The sequence below is a fragment of the Pseudomonas sp. GM33 genome (assembly GCF_000282295.1).
GTDB classification, from domain to species: Bacteria; Pseudomonadota; Gammaproteobacteria; order Pseudomonadales; family Pseudomonadaceae; genus Aquipseudomonas; species Aquipseudomonas laurylsulfatiphila.
Genome location: NZ_AKJO01000176.1, coordinates 24,401 through 36,892, shown reverse-complemented (window position 1 = coordinate 36,892; position 12,492 = coordinate 24,401). Strand labels below are relative to the sequence as shown.

The following is a 12,492-nucleotide window of genomic DNA, read 5'->3' as shown; positions in this document are numbered from 1 at the left end:
GGAGCATCACGAAAACGTGAGAGCGGCTGTTTTCGTCGAAAGGAGCCGGACCATGCATTCTCGAAGCAGTACGGAGGACTCTATGATCATTGATATCAAGGAGAAACCGGCAAGCCATTGCTGGGTTGTGTGCATGGATGCCTTGAAAGTGAACTTCAACACTCTGGGAGAAGCACAGGCATTTGTTGGTCAGCTCACGGCGCGTATCGAGGCGCCCCATGTCTGGCCAAGCGGCGCTAGCCTGGCAGGGGCGGCCCTGAAGGATATCGCGCGCTCAACTGATAAAAATCAAGTGGTCGGAACAAGGAGCAATCAATCTGTGGTTCTACTCCCGGATTGAAATGGCCGCGTGCCGAGGTGCCCCATGACGCAATCTCAGCGTTTACTCTTGATCGCTCCTTCAGCCATGACTCGGACACCGGCATTCGACCGGGCTGCTGCGCTGGCGCTCGCGATGCAATTGCCGTTGCACATCGTGGCGTTCGACTATTCCCAGGCCCTGGCGGTGGCCGGGTTGTTCGCCCCGGAACAATTCAGTAGGGCTCGGGATGGCTATCTGCAAACCCATCGCCAATGGCTCGTGGATCAGGCCGGATTGATGAGCAAGCAGGGTGTCGAGGTCACCAGCGAAGTGGTGTGGGTACAGCATCCTTATGAGGAGATTCTGAACTTCATCAATGAGATGCCGCTGACGCTGATCATCAAGGACGCCCAGGAAGAATCGGCGTTAAAACGAGTATTTTTTACACCGCTGGATTGGCAGCTGCTGCGCGATTGTCCTGTGCCGGTGAATCTGGTGACGACTGCGCTGAATGCCCGACCACGCAACGTGCTGGCCATCATTGATGTGTTGCGCGATGAAGATCAGGACCGCGTGTTCAACGACCAGGTTATCGACGCCGCGGCGAAACTGGCCTCAGTCTGTGATGCCAGTCTTGAGTTGCTGCATGTGTATGACTGGACGGCTATATATGTACAGGACATGGGCATTGGCGCATTGCCGCTGGCCAGCGGGATCCATGAAATGTTGGGAGCGGCTCAGCATGAGGCATTTGCGGCCATCGCTGAACGCCACGGCGTGTCACCGCAGCGTCGTCACTTCATAGTGGGGGCACCCGTGCCGAGTATCTGTGAATTCGTCTCGGACCACCGTACCGATGTCATTGTCATGGGCACGGTACAGCACAAGGGCCTGAGCAAATTACTCGGAACCACCGCCGAGCAACTGCTGCATCGGGCGCCGTGCAGTGTGCTGGCGATCAAGCCGGGAAGAATGCTGCAATCCTGAGGGCTTGATCGCCCCGCGACGATTCGTTGGCCGGCACATCGCGCAGCGTTTGTTCTACAGGTAAAGACGATGGATCACCTGACGGCTGTCGTCGGGATCATTGTGTGTCTCGAATCCGAGTGCCTTGGCCAGGTCGCGCATGGGGGCATTGCTGGAGGCGTCAACCGAATACATCTGGCGAAAGCCGTTTTTGCGCGCCGCCTTGATCAGATGCTCCATCAACAACGTGCCCAGCCCCAGATGCATCCATTCATCGGCGACCGTGACGGCACATTCACACTCATGCTCGCGGGTGGCCGCGTAACGGCTGATGCCGATCTCGATCAGATCCCCTTTTTCATGGACCAGGGCGACATAGGCCACACGCTGTTTATTGTCCGTGTCCATCAACTGATCGAGCATCGCAGCGCCGGGTTCGCTGATCTGCGCGAGAAAGCGCATGTGCCGGGATTCGGGAGACAGCCGTTTGATGAACGCGTATTCACGGTCGCGATCCTTCTGCGCCAGTGGTCGGATCAAAACGTGGCGACCGTCCCTGAGCGCTTCTATCCAGTATTGGCCGTCGACCGCGGCATAGGTGGCCGCGGCCCGATCGTTGTGGTCTTTGACGGTAAGCATGGGGTGTTCCTCCAGTGCGGTTTGCAAGATTGGCATGCGGCAAAAAATTCGCGTTTGAGTTCTTTTCTACTCCGCTGGCGACGTTTGAATCTGATCTGGATCAGACAGCTGTGCCGGCGGCACCGGTTTGCGTGGGCTTGATGTAAATCAAACCGCGCCAGGTGATAGAGCGCAGTCTTGAAAACATCCCGGCACTGTATGACCGGAGTCGAACGGAGGTGTGTGATGGGTCGATATCAACGTTTTCTGCTGATCGCTGACCAAAACCTGCATCAGTCTCCCGCCCAGCTGCGTGCCGTCGCGTTGGCCAAGGCAGCCGGGGCCGTACTGGATGTACGGGCCTTTGTCGAACCGGCACCGGTGGTGCATTTATGGCAAGAAAAAGTCGATGATGCAGAGCAACAGCGGTATTTGCGTCGCTACCGCCGCTGGGAGGCCGAAGAGCTCGATCGACTCAGCGACCTGGGGCTGCAGGTGACGGTCAAGGCCGTCTTCACCACCCATGCGTTGCTGGATATCTTGAAGACGGTCGAGGATCTCAAGCCCGACCTGTTGATCAAGGATGTAACCCTTGAACCTGTGCTCAAGCGAGTGTTCATCACCCCGCTCGATTGTCACTTATTGCGTGAGTGCCCGATCCCCGTGCATCTGGTCAACCACGTTCGTTACAGCTTGCCGCACCGAATCGTGGCGGCAGTGGATCCGTTCGATCCGTCGACACAATTGAGCGGTTTGAACGACACCATCATTCAGACCGCCAACGCCCTGGCCCTGCACTGCGATGCGCCGTTGCACCTGCTTTACGCCTATGACCTGTCGCCGGCTTTCAACAGCGACGCGCCATTGGCCGGGGGCGGTTGGGGCGTGGATCTGAGCGAAGAGCTGCGTCAATCCTTGCACCAGGCGTTTGTTGCACTGGCGGAGCGCTACGGGGTGCCACCGGAGCGACGGCATTTCGTCATGGGACTGCCGGTGCCGGTGATCAGTGAGTTTGTCGAGCAATACCTGGCCGATGTCGTGGTGATGGGCACAGCTCATCGGGTGGGGCTCGATCGGTTGATCGGCAGCAACACAGAGCGGGCGTTGTACTCCGTGCCGGGCAGTCTGTTGGTGGTCAGGTCGCGAGCCAGGGAGTGAGCACTATCGCACCGTTGAACTGACCTGCGCGCAACAGCGCCAGCCAGCAACATGGCACGCATGCAGATTCTCCAGGCTGCCGGTATCAGTGGAGGTTGCGATGGCAGCCCACGTTCAGTTGCTTGAGCCCGTCCATGTTCAGGATCTTGACGTCGCGGCCGCTTATTTCCACCAATCCCTGGTCTCGCAGGTGCGCGATGCCCCGACAGATGGTTTCAAGGCGCAGGCCCAGGTAGGAGCCAATTTCCTCCCGACGCATTTTCAGCACAAAGCTGCTGGACGAATAACCGCGGGTATTCAAGCGCTGCGACCAATTGAGGAGAAAAGCGGCCAGGCGTTCATCCGCGTTCATGTTGCCCAGCATCATCAGCATGTCGTGATCGCGAACGATTTCCCGGCTGAGGATTTTGTTCAGGTTGTGCTGCAACGAAGGCAGTTCCCGGGCAAGTTTTTCCAGGTGAGCAAAATGGATGGGGCAGACCTCGCTGTCTTCCAAAGCAACGGCATTACACGCATGCAGATCGGTGCTGATGGCATCCAGACCAAGTATTTCGCCGGGGATCTGGAACCCTGTGACTTGCTCGCGACCATCGATCGACAGCACGCTGGTCTTGAACGAACCGATTCGCACCGCATACAGCGAACGCAACGGGTCGCCCGCGCGGTAAAGCGTTGCGCCCTTTTTGACCTTGAATCGTTGCACGATCAGTGTGTCGAGGCGTTCGATTTCCGGACCGGTCAGGCCAAGCGGCAGGCACAGCTCCAGGACGCTGCAGTTGGAACATGCAGACTTGAGGTTTTGACTTTGAATCTGCATGGCTTCAGACATGACATGTCTCCCCACGGATAGGATCAGCATACGCGCTAGCAGCCCAGGCCACCCTTTGTTCCAACATATAGTTGATGTAATAGACGAACGGGTGAAAGCCTCGTTGCCTCTGCTGGACCAATGCCCAATGCCTGTGCGTTATTCAGTCAATGCGCACTTTCTGAGCGTTGATGTAAATCAAGTCATGAGCGCTGCAGGCGCTCAGAATCAAGAAAAACCTGTTGGTGGCCTGATCCGCTGGCGGAGAAGTACAAGAGCGATTTTTCGAGTGCCGGGCAACTGCAGGCACATGACGTCCAGGCTGAGCCGAATATCCACCCCACGGGAGATTTTTCATGAGCCAGTATCAACGCCTGTTACTGATCATCAACCCGGCGTTGCGCCATTCCTCAGCCATTAATCATGCAGCGGCGCTGGCCAAGGCCAGCGGTGCAAGTTTGCATATCGCGGCGCTGACCCCTTCGTCCAAATGGTTATCGCTGCTTGAAGAGGGCGATCGAGAATCGGGTCGGGAGCGCTACCTGCAGGACCATCGCGGCTGGCTTGAGGCTCAGGCCGAAAATTTGCGTGGCAGGGGGATAGAGGTGACCACCGAGGTGGCCTGGGCCGAGGACATCAAGCAAGACATCATTGAACACGTCACGGACATGCAACCCGACGTGTTGATCAACGAGGTTCAGCATGAGTCCGCGCTCAAGCGGGCCTTCTTCACCCCGTTGGATTGGCATTTGTTGCGTCACTGTCCGGTGCCGGTGTTTCTGGTGGGCGGGAGCAGCTTCGTTTTGCCTCGCAAGGTAGTAGCAGCGGTCGAGGTATCGGATGTCGAGTCTACCGACAATGAACTGAACGACCGAATCATCAAGCAGGCTTGCAGCCTTGCGATGCAATGCAACGCCGAGCTGCATTTGCTGTATGCCTGCGATATCTCGGCCGCTTTTCTGGCGGACATGGGCGGCCTGACCCTCGCTGACCTGACCCACGCGCTTCGCAGAGACCTGGAAACGTCGTTCATTGAGTTGGCAGATCGGTTCGGAGTGCCCTCCGATCGTCGACATTTCATTGAGGGAAACCCGGTGAAGGCGTTGAGTGAGTTTGCCGATGAACACAATGTGGATGTGATCGTGATGGGCAGAGTCCAGTCCCATGGTGTGGACAAGCTTCTGGGCAGCACGACCGAGCATATTCTGTATCAGGTGCCCTGCTGCGTTCTGGCGGTCTAGATCCTGTCCGTACCAGACTTGATCCAGACCGTCAGTTGAGTCTGATATGTCAGAAAGGGGATTATTTGCGCTTCCAGTACTTTTGCATTTCCAGAAACAGGAAGGATGCGGTCCATGTGATGAGCACCAGCCCGGTAAGGGCTTGCAGACCGGTCAAGTATTTGAGGTTGCCCTCAGGCGAAATATCGCCGAAGCCGATGGTCGTGTACGTCGTAAAGGAAAAGTAGACGCAGTCCATCAGCGAACCGTCGAAGTTACCCGTCAGGCTGCCCCATCCCCCTGAGTGCACCATCAGGTAATAGACCAGCGCAAAGCACCAGACCTCCATGGCGTGGGCCAGGAGGGCGCCGAATACGCCAACCACGATTCTGAAGCGGTTCCACACCTTGAGCCGGGGCAGCCAGTCATTCAGGCGTAACAGGCATTCGTAGTGGATCACTACGGCGATGACCACCACCAGCGTATTGATCAGCGTGACTGCCAGCATGGCAAATCTCCAGCGATAGGGGAGGCGGTGCATCAGCGTAGTTCTACGCCAGGAAGCCGGAAAATCGTTGAGCTGAATCAATAAGGGTTTAAGTCATCGAAAGCCAGTCGCTCCGTTAACGATAGCTGTTGATTAGTTGATAAAAGTCAGATCCCCCACGGCATAACGCCAAATAATCGAACTGCCGCTTTCCGGTCGCAACAAGTCGACAGGACTTTTTGCTGGCTGCCGTCACGAGTTCGCTCGAAGTAACAAGCATTTGACTCAAGGCCCGGACAGCCAGGCGGGTTTGCACTCAGGCAGGTTTCAGGCCGAGGTATGTGATGCTCAAACTCAAACGCATTCTATTGATAGCCCCCAGCGAAATGACCCTGACCCCGGCGTTTGAGCGTGCACATGCCTTGGCGGGTGCAACCGGTGCCTTATTGCACATTGTCGCGTTCGATTATGTCCAGGCCCTGGCGGTAGCCGGTCTGCTTGACCATGACGCGATGGCACAGGCACGAGAAGGCTATCTGCAGGTTCACCGTCATTGGCTGGAGCAGCAGGCCCGGTTTCAACGATGCAGCGGCATACAGGTGACCACCGAAGTGGTCTGGGCCAGGTCGAGCCTGACAAATCTGCTGGAGTACGTGAACGACTTTCTTCCGGACCTGGTGATCAAGGACACCCATTATGTGCCGGCTCTGGACCGCGCCTTTCATCGGCCTGTGGACTGGCGATTGCTACGCGAGTGTCCGACCCACCTGCACCTGGTGACCAGCGCCCAAAATCCCAAGCCCTTGAAAATTCTCGCGGCGATCGATCTGTCCCATCTGGAGGAGCTCACTCAGGGGTTGAATGACCGAATACTCGACCTGGCCTCTACTCTGGCGGCCAGTTGCGGTGCGCAGTTGCACTTGCTTAACGTCAGTCGTTGGTCAGAGATAAGCGATGCGCCGATGAGTGTACCGACAGGCAGTCTTGATGAGAGTTTGAGAGACGCTATCGAGGATGCCCAACAAGAGGCATTCGATGTGCTTGCCGAGCGTTACTGCATCAAGGATGCCCGTCGACATTTATTGGCGGGCTCCCCCCACAAGGTTATCGCACTGTTCGCTCAACAGCATGCTTTCGACATGGTGGTGCTGGGCACGGCTTATCACCATGGGCCTGAGCGGTTTATCGGCGATACCGCCGAGAGTGTGTTGAACAGGGCACCGTGCAGTTTGATGATCGTCAAGCCATTATCGGGGGGCGGGATGTAGGAAGGCGGGAAATCACGACGCTGGAATCATCGGTGTACCGCTTTCGGCGGCGATGTCCTTTGGGCCAGGCATTAGGGCTCCGAAGTGAAATTTGTTTGAGCGAACACAAAAAATCCCGAAAGCATTTCTGTTTTCGGGATTTTTCATTGTTTCGCGACGGTGAAGCTAGTTGCTCTCGACTTTCCCTTAGACACCAGCTGCCAGAGGGAACAACCCTGCTACCAAGCAAGCGATCAAGATGAGGAAGCTCAGCGCAAACGCCCATTTCATGGTGTATTTCTGGTGGTCGCTGAACTCCACACCTGCCAAGCCACAGAGCAGGTAGGTCGAGGCCACAAGAGGGCTCAGAAGGTGAACAGGTTGGCCTACCAGAGAGGCACGTCCAATTTCAGCGTGGGTAATGCCATAGACTTCGGCAGCCTTGGCAAGTACTGGAAGCACACCATAGTAGAAGGCGTCATTGGACATGAAGAACGTGCCCGGAATACTCGCCAGCGCGGTTATCGGCGCCATGTATGGGCCCCAGGTCGCTGGTAGCATTGCCAGGAAGCTCGCAGACATCGCATTGACCATGCCCGTTCCGGAAAGAATGCCAGCCAGAATGCCGGCTGCCAGGAAGATCGCGATCTGGTTCAGGGCTGTTGGAGCGTGCGCGGAAATACGACGACGCTGATCGTTCATGTGTGGGTAGTTGATCACCAATGCAACGGAGAACGCGACCATGAACAAAATGGAAAGTGGCAAGATTTCCACCACCAAGCCGGCCATCAAAGCAATCGTCAGGCCCGCGTTCAACCAAAACAGTTTTGGGCGACGCAGTTCGGCATTCTCGTCTGACATCGATGGCAGACCTTCGTCAGTCTCCTCGTCAAAAACTGTGGCAGCAGCACCCACTGACAAGCGCAGTTTTCCAAGACGTTGACGCTCACGAATACCGATGAAGTAAGCCAGCGCCAGAACACCGAGGAAGCCCACTACCATAACGGGAATAAGTGGGATAAAGAGCTCGGACGTATCAACCTGCAAGGAGGCTGCGGCACGTGCAAGTGGTCCGCCCCATGGCAATAGGTTTGTCACACTTGCCGCCAGAATGACCACGCACGTCAGCGACAAGGGTTCGAGCCTCAGCCGTTTGAAGAGAGGCAGCATCGCGGTGACGGTGATCATGTACGTCGTTGAGCCGTCGCCATCCAGCGATACCATCCCTGCCAGAAGCGTTGCAAACACAACAGCCTTCATCGGGTCGCCGTTGATCAGCTTGATGAACTTGCGAATGATCGGATCGAACAGACCGGTATCAAACATCACGCCGAAGTAGAGGATCGCGAACATCACCATGACCGCGGTCGGCGCTACCTTTTTCAGGCCGTCGATCATCATGTTGCCCATGTCCGGACCGAATCCTGCCATGAGCGCGAATACGATCGGAACTGTTGTCATCGCTACCAACGGTGACAACCGCTTGGTCATGATCAGTGCCATGAAGGTCACTATCATGCCGTAGCCGAGTATTGAGAGCATTTGTATCACCTTGACGTAAAGTACAATTGTTTTTATGGGATCTGCGCAAAAAAGCGCATCAAGGTTCCCGCTGTATTTTTGGTTTGATCCAGCGGGTTGCCGCTGAGTCTCACACGAGTATCAACTCATGTGAAGGCCACCATTAAGCGAGAAGTCAGCACCATTCGCATACCCAGCCTCGTCCGAGGCCAGCCAAGCGCATACCGCTGCGATCTCCTCGGGTGTTCCAAGGCGACGAGTCGGAATGTCCTGGATGATGCGATCCATCGCGTCCGCCGTGGTGACGGACTTGAGTTTGGCAGTGGCGATGTAGCCAGGAGACACGGTATTCACCGTAACTCCGCGGGAACCGACTTCTCGTGCCAGTGCGCGAGTGAAGCCTCGGATTGCCGACTTTGCAGTTGAGTAGTTGACTTGACCTACTTGGCCCAGTTGGGCGTTTACTGAAGAAATGTTGATCACTCGTCCCCAGCCTCGTTCAGCCATGCCATCGATAACCTGTTTGGTTACGTTGAACAGCGAGTTGAGGTTGGTATCGATGACCGTGGCCCAGTCATTGGGCTGCATGTCCTGAAAAACAACATTCCGAGCGGTGCCGGCGTTGTTGATCAAAACGTCAACGGGGCCGACATTTTTCTTGATTTGATCGAAAGCCTTCCGGCAGGACTCCCAGTCAGCAACGCTGCCTTCAGAAGCGATGAAGTTAAAGCCAAGCTCCTTTTGTTGAGCGAGCCAAGTGTCCTTCAGAGGCGAGTCAGGGCCGCATCCTGCGACGACGGTGAATCCGTCACGTGCCAGTCGTTGGCAAACTGCGGTGCCCAGGTTTCCCATACCTGCAGTAACAAATGCGATCTTTTTGTTCATGCGCAAACTCCTGTTGTGTTTTTTGTTGGGAGCATTGATTGCAACCTTTGAAGGCTACTGGGGGCTAATAAACCCCAGTCGAAATTGTTTTGCAAGGTTACGGAGTACAATTACGCCAAAAAGAAACAATTTCTTACCAGCGGTCATCTTCATGGGGATGCGGTTTCATGATCCTCCAGAGTTCTTCCAGCCCATCGAGCGTCGAGGTGCGAGGGCGGTACTCGCAACCCACCCAGCCCTGATAGGCCCGGTCTTCCAGCATGGAGAGCAGTTTCGGGAAGTCGATGTTGCCTGTGCCTGGCTCGTTGCGGCCGGGAAAGTCAGCGACCTGAATGTGCCTCACCCGCGACCACCATTGATTGAGCTTGCGCAGGCAATCCACGCCGAGAAGCTCGGTGTGGTAGGTGTCCAGGATCAGTCCTAGGCCGGGCAGGGTCTCGAGCATCTCTTCAGCGAAGTCGAAGTGGCTCATCAGGTAACCCGGGACTTCATCTGAGCTGATGACTTCAATCAAAGGCTCGATGCCTTCTCCAGTCAAGAACTCAACGGCGTACTTCAGATTGCGACGGTAAATGCCGCTATCGGCAATGACCCCAAGTTCTGCCTGCGACACCCCTGACATCAGGTGAACCATTCGGCAGTCGAGTGCACTGGCATATTCAACGGCCTTGGTTAGATCCGATCGAAATGCTTCTTTTGAACTGCAAATGCCGGTGTTGCCTTTGGTTGGGCCCGATGGCGCGGCGAATTGCACCATCTGGAGTTCATGCTCGCGGAGAAGCTCTGCGATGTGCGGAGCTTCGTATTCATAGGGCGAGGGAAACTCGATGGCTCGAAAACCCGCGTTGGCCGCTGCCGAGAACCGCTCCAGAAAAGGCAATTCCGTAAACTGGAAGCCGATGTGCGCGTTCAACCTGGTCATGGGTGACTCCTCAAATCTTCGAATCTGCATCAGGCGTTCAGAAGGTTGCGCAGCTTCAATACGGCGCTGTCGGGTGTTGTCAGTACAGGCAGACCACTTGCTTGGCTCACCCTTTGTGCTGCACTGGTCATGGAAAATTGTGCAAAACACAGCAGCTCGCTATTGGTAGGGGGGCGTGCGGAATCGACGATAAGCGTGTCATGTCGCTCGGCATTCCCCTTGCGCAATTCGGCGAGTGCTTCTGGGCAGACAACGGAATTGAGCTCAATATCGACACCCAGTTGTTGCGCATAGGCTTGAAATTCCTCGGTCATCGATGCAATGGCCGGCTGGAAAGTCGCAAGTATGGTGATTTTTCCGGTGCGTTGAATGGCCTCCTCGATCATGGCTTCGTTCGGTTTAAGTACCGGAATGCTCAGCGAGCGCTTGCACAAATCGATCGCGTCACCGAATGCCGAACACGTAAACAAGATCGCATCAGCACCGGACTCTGCGGCGTAGGTAGCGAGTTTCAAGAACCGCTGGCTCAATGCCGGAGTCAGTTCACCGGCCTCGGCCAAATCGCTGGAAAGCGAATCTTCCAATAAATTGGCCAGCCTGGCCTCAGGCCAAAGCCGAGTGAATGCTTCAGTAATGGGTGCGATTGCTACTGGTGTTGCATGGATCAAATAGATGCGTGGTGCGGTCATGACGGATTCCTGGATGGCTGTAGGTCAAGTTGGTGTACGGTGAAGTCCTGAAGTGTCACTGGCGTGTTGATGTGCATCAGGTGTGTTATTTTTCTTTAAAGCTTGGTGTTGGATGTAACGCTCCATCCCAGGCAATGCATTGATGTCATCCTCCTCTGATTATCGGTTTCCATGAACTCAGCAGAATCGACTCTTCAACAACCCTTGGTGGGCGAACCAGCCAAAATGAAGCCCAAGATAAAGAAAGACCTTGCGGAGCAGTTGGCACCCAAGATCATCGACATGGCCAGAGCCCGGTCGATGCGCGCTGGTGATCCTTTGCGCGAGGAGTCTTTTGCCAAGGAGTTGGGAGTTTCCCGATCTCCGATTCGACGAGGTTTCGCGTTGTTGGCCGAATTGGGTCTGGCGACCAAGGAGCCGAACCGAGGTTATTTCCTGACAGCTGACGCGCGAGGAATCGACAGTCGCAAGCTCCCTCTGGAAGTCGATCCGTTTGAAGACTTCTATTTGCGCGTTGTCGACGACGTCTTGCGTGGTGACATTCCCACGACTTTTTTTGAAGCCGAGTTGATGCGCAAATATGAGGTGCCGAGAGGACAGCTCATGAAGGTTCTGACCCGGCTGGCCAATGAAGCAATGATTGAGCGCAAGCCGGGGCAGGGGTGGGAGATCAACAGTTTTCTGCACGACTCCAAAGCCCATATTCAGAGCTATCGCTTTCGCATGGCAATCGAACCGGCTGCGGTATTGGAACCGGGTTACGAGGTGGATAAGCCAGCGTTTGCCAAAGCGCGGGAAATCCAGCAGCAACTGCTCGATGGCGACATTTTCACCTTGTCGCGATCGCAGCTGTTTCAGATCGGTTCGCAGCTTCATGAGCTGGTGGTGCGCTGCTCGGGCAACGCTTTCTTTCTTGAGGCTATCCGCCGCCAGAACCAATTGCGTCGGTTCATGGCCTACAAGGCCAACGTGGATCGGCCTCGCTTGATCAACCAATGTAAAGAACACATCCATCTTCTTGATCTCATCGAAAGTGGACAGCGAGAGGCGGCGGCGGAATTTCTACGCAACCACCTTGATGTGGTCGGGCGGCAGAAAACAGATAAAGAGGCCAAGGATGAGCTGGAGTACCAGCGCAGCCTTGAAGTATCGGTTGTCAGCTAGCGCTCAGCTCGTTTAACAGCACCACGCCATCGTCATCGCCGAACAGTTGGTCTCCATCGGCGATGGTGTGCCCGGCGAATTCCACCGATATGCCAATCTGTCCCTCGTTTCGCTTGACGGTCTTGCGCGGGGATGTGCCCAGTGCCTTGATGGCGATCGGCATATCGCGCAGCGCCGCTTTGTCGCGGATGTAACCGTAAATCAACACACCGACCCAGCCGTTCTTGACCAGATCCTCAGCGATCACATCGCCAAACAGCGCGTAGCGGTCACTGCCACCACCGTCCACCACCAGCACCCGGCCGTGTCCTGGCAGACTGCTTATCTCCTTGATCCTGGAATTGTCCTCGAAACATTTGAGGGTGAAGGCGCGTCCCTCGAAATCATTTTTGCCGCCAAAGTCCTGAAAAATCGGGGACAGCACGCGAATTGAGTCTGGGTACTGATCGCAAAGATCGGAGGTTTTAACTGTCATGCAGGATCTCCTGGGAAAGTGAAATGGGTGA

Annotated in this window: 14 protein-coding genes; 6 read left to right on the top strand and 8 right to left on the bottom strand. The window is 55.7% G+C overall.

Translation table 11 applies throughout. The features are described from left to right. Positions 1-82: 82 nt before the first annotated feature. Both PMI26_RS03560 and PMI26_RS03565 read left to right on the top strand, forming a co-directional pair. Positions 83-340, top strand: a complete 258-nt coding sequence (locus PMI26_RS03560) for a hypothetical protein (RefSeq protein WP_007979448.1) — start codon at positions 83-85, stop codon at positions 338-340. 24 nt (positions 341-364) lie between these two features. Further along, positions 365-1,288: a universal stress protein gene (locus PMI26_RS03565; protein ID WP_007979446.1), complete on the top strand. Its 924-nt coding sequence runs from the start codon at positions 365-367 to the stop codon at positions 1,286-1,288. Between the two features lie 54 nt (positions 1,289-1,342). On the opposite strand, the gene PMI26_RS03570 is transcribed toward PMI26_RS03565, so the two are convergent. After that, on the bottom strand, positions 1,343-1,906 hold the full coding sequence (locus PMI26_RS03570) for a GNAT family N-acetyltransferase (protein WP_007979444.1): 564 nt from the start codon (positions 1,904-1,906) through the stop codon (positions 1,343-1,345). Between the two features lie 225 nt (positions 1,907-2,131). Here PMI26_RS03570 and PMI26_RS03575 point away from each other — a divergent pair, with 225 nt between their 5' ends. Then, complete coding sequence (locus tag PMI26_RS03575) at positions 2,132-3,043, top strand: universal stress protein (protein ID WP_007979442.1); 912 nt, start codon at positions 2,132-2,134, stop codon at positions 3,041-3,043. 85 nt (positions 3,044-3,128) lie between these two features. On the opposite strand, the gene fnr is transcribed toward PMI26_RS03575, so the two are convergent. Further along, positions 3,129-3,872, bottom strand: a complete 744-nt coding sequence (gene fnr, locus PMI26_RS03580) for a fumarate/nitrate reduction transcriptional regulator Fnr (RefSeq protein ID WP_007979441.1) — start codon at positions 3,870-3,872, stop codon at positions 3,129-3,131. 335 nt (positions 3,873-4,207) lie between these two features. On the opposite strand from fnr, the gene PMI26_RS03585 reads away from it, so the two are divergent. Further along, entirely contained in the window at positions 4,208-5,092 is an 885-nt protein-coding gene (locus PMI26_RS03585; protein ID WP_007979439.1) for a universal stress protein, read from the top strand. A 61-nt stretch (positions 5,093-5,153) separates the two neighbouring features. Here PMI26_RS03585 and PMI26_RS03590 read toward each other — a convergent pair whose 3' ends face one another. Further along, positions 5,154-5,579 carry a potassium channel family protein gene (locus tag PMI26_RS03590; protein WP_007979437.1) on the bottom strand — a complete coding sequence of 142 codons (426 nt, stop codon included), beginning with the start codon at positions 5,577-5,579 and terminating at the stop codon, positions 5,154-5,156. A gap of 323 nt (positions 5,580-5,902) precedes the next feature. Here PMI26_RS03590 and PMI26_RS03595 point away from each other — a divergent pair, with 323 nt between their 5' ends. Beyond that, a complete protein-coding gene (locus PMI26_RS03595; protein ID WP_007979436.1) occupies positions 5,903-6,826 on the top strand; it encodes a universal stress protein in 924 nt (307 codons plus the stop codon). A gap of 186 nt (positions 6,827-7,012) precedes the next feature. Here the strand turns inward: PMI26_RS03595 and PMI26_RS03600 are convergent, their stop codons facing one another. The 4 genes from PMI26_RS03600 to PMI26_RS03615 form a co-directional block, all read right to left on the bottom strand. Continuing rightward, on the bottom strand, positions 7,013-8,374 hold the full coding sequence (locus PMI26_RS03600; RefSeq protein WP_338009692.1) for a CitMHS family transporter: 1,362 nt from the start codon (positions 8,372-8,374) through the stop codon (positions 7,013-7,015). Positions 8,375-8,467: 93 nt separating this feature from the next. Next, entirely contained in the window at positions 8,468-9,211 is a 744-nt protein-coding gene (gene phbB / locus PMI26_RS03605) for an acetoacetyl-CoA reductase (protein ID WP_007979432.1), read from the bottom strand. Between the two features lie 133 nt (positions 9,212-9,344). After that, positions 9,345-10,133 (bottom strand): hydroxypyruvate isomerase family protein, encoded by a 789-nt coding sequence (locus PMI26_RS03610; RefSeq protein WP_007979430.1) that lies wholly within the window; start codon positions 10,131-10,133, stop codon positions 9,345-9,347. Positions 10,134-10,162: 29 nt separating this feature from the next. Continuing rightward, positions 10,163-10,822 (bottom strand): aspartate/glutamate racemase family protein, encoded by a 660-nt coding sequence (locus PMI26_RS03615; protein ID WP_007979428.1) that lies wholly within the window; start codon positions 10,820-10,822, stop codon positions 10,163-10,165. 225 nt (positions 10,823-11,047) lie between these two features. Between PMI26_RS03615 and PMI26_RS03620 the strand changes: the two genes are divergently transcribed. After that, the gene (locus tag PMI26_RS03620) at positions 11,048-11,986 is read left to right on the top strand and encodes a GntR family transcriptional regulator (protein ID WP_033048355.1); all 939 of its coding nucleotides are present in this window, start codon (positions 11,048-11,050) and stop codon (positions 11,984-11,986) included. Here PMI26_RS03620 and rraA read toward each other — a convergent pair. Further along, positions 11,979-12,461, bottom strand: a complete 483-nt coding sequence (gene rraA / locus PMI26_RS03625) for a ribonuclease E activity regulator RraA (RefSeq protein WP_007979425.1) — start codon at positions 12,459-12,461, stop codon at positions 11,979-11,981. The genes PMI26_RS03620 and rraA overlap by 8 nt on opposite strands. Positions 12,462-12,492 lie beyond the last annotated feature (31 nt).

What these genes read in the sequence shown, in the direction of transcription:
- PMI26_RS03595 (WP_007979436.1), top strand. Translation starts at nt 5,903, where the DNA reads ATGCTCAAACTCAAACGCATTCTATTGATAGCCCCCAGCGAAATGACC.
- PMI26_RS03590 (WP_007979437.1), bottom strand. Translation starts at nt 5,579, where the DNA reads ATGCTGGCAGTCACGCTGATCAATACGCTGGTGGTGGTCATCGCCGTA.
- PMI26_RS03575 (WP_007979442.1), top strand. Translation starts at nt 2,132, where the DNA reads ATGGGTCGATATCAACGTTTTCTGCTGATCGCTGACCAAAACCTGCAT.
- PMI26_RS03610 (WP_007979430.1), bottom strand. Translation starts at nt 10,133, where the DNA reads ATGACCAGGTTGAACGCGCACATCGGCTTCCAGTTTACGGAATTGCCT.
- PMI26_RS03560 (WP_007979448.1), top strand. Translation starts at nt 83, where the DNA reads ATGATCATTGATATCAAGGAGAAACCGGCAAGCCATTGCTGGGTTGTG.
- phbB (WP_007979432.1), bottom strand. Translation starts at nt 9,211, where the DNA reads ATGAACAAAAAGATCGCATTTGTTACTGCAGGTATGGGAAACCTGGGC.
- PMI26_RS03615 (WP_007979428.1), bottom strand. Translation starts at nt 10,822, where the DNA reads ATGACCGCACCACGCATCTATTTGATCCATGCAACACCAGTAGCAATC.
- fnr (WP_007979441.1), bottom strand. Translation starts at nt 3,872, where the DNA reads ATGTCTGAAGCCATGCAGATTCAAAGTCAAAACCTCAAGTCTGCATGT.
- PMI26_RS03565 (WP_007979446.1), top strand. Translation starts at nt 365, where the DNA reads ATGACGCAATCTCAGCGTTTACTCTTGATCGCTCCTTCAGCCATGACT.
- PMI26_RS03570 (WP_007979444.1), bottom strand. Translation starts at nt 1,906, where the DNA reads ATGCTTACCGTCAAAGACCACAACGATCGGGCCGCGGCCACCTATGCC.
- rraA (WP_007979425.1), bottom strand. Translation starts at nt 12,461, where the DNA reads ATGACAGTTAAAACCTCCGATCTTTGCGATCAGTACCCAGACTCAATT.
- PMI26_RS03585 (WP_007979439.1), top strand. Translation starts at nt 4,208, where the DNA reads ATGAGCCAGTATCAACGCCTGTTACTGATCATCAACCCGGCGTTGCGC.
- PMI26_RS03620 (WP_033048355.1), top strand. Translation starts at nt 11,048, where the DNA reads ATGAAGCCCAAGATAAAGAAAGACCTTGCGGAGCAGTTGGCACCCAAG.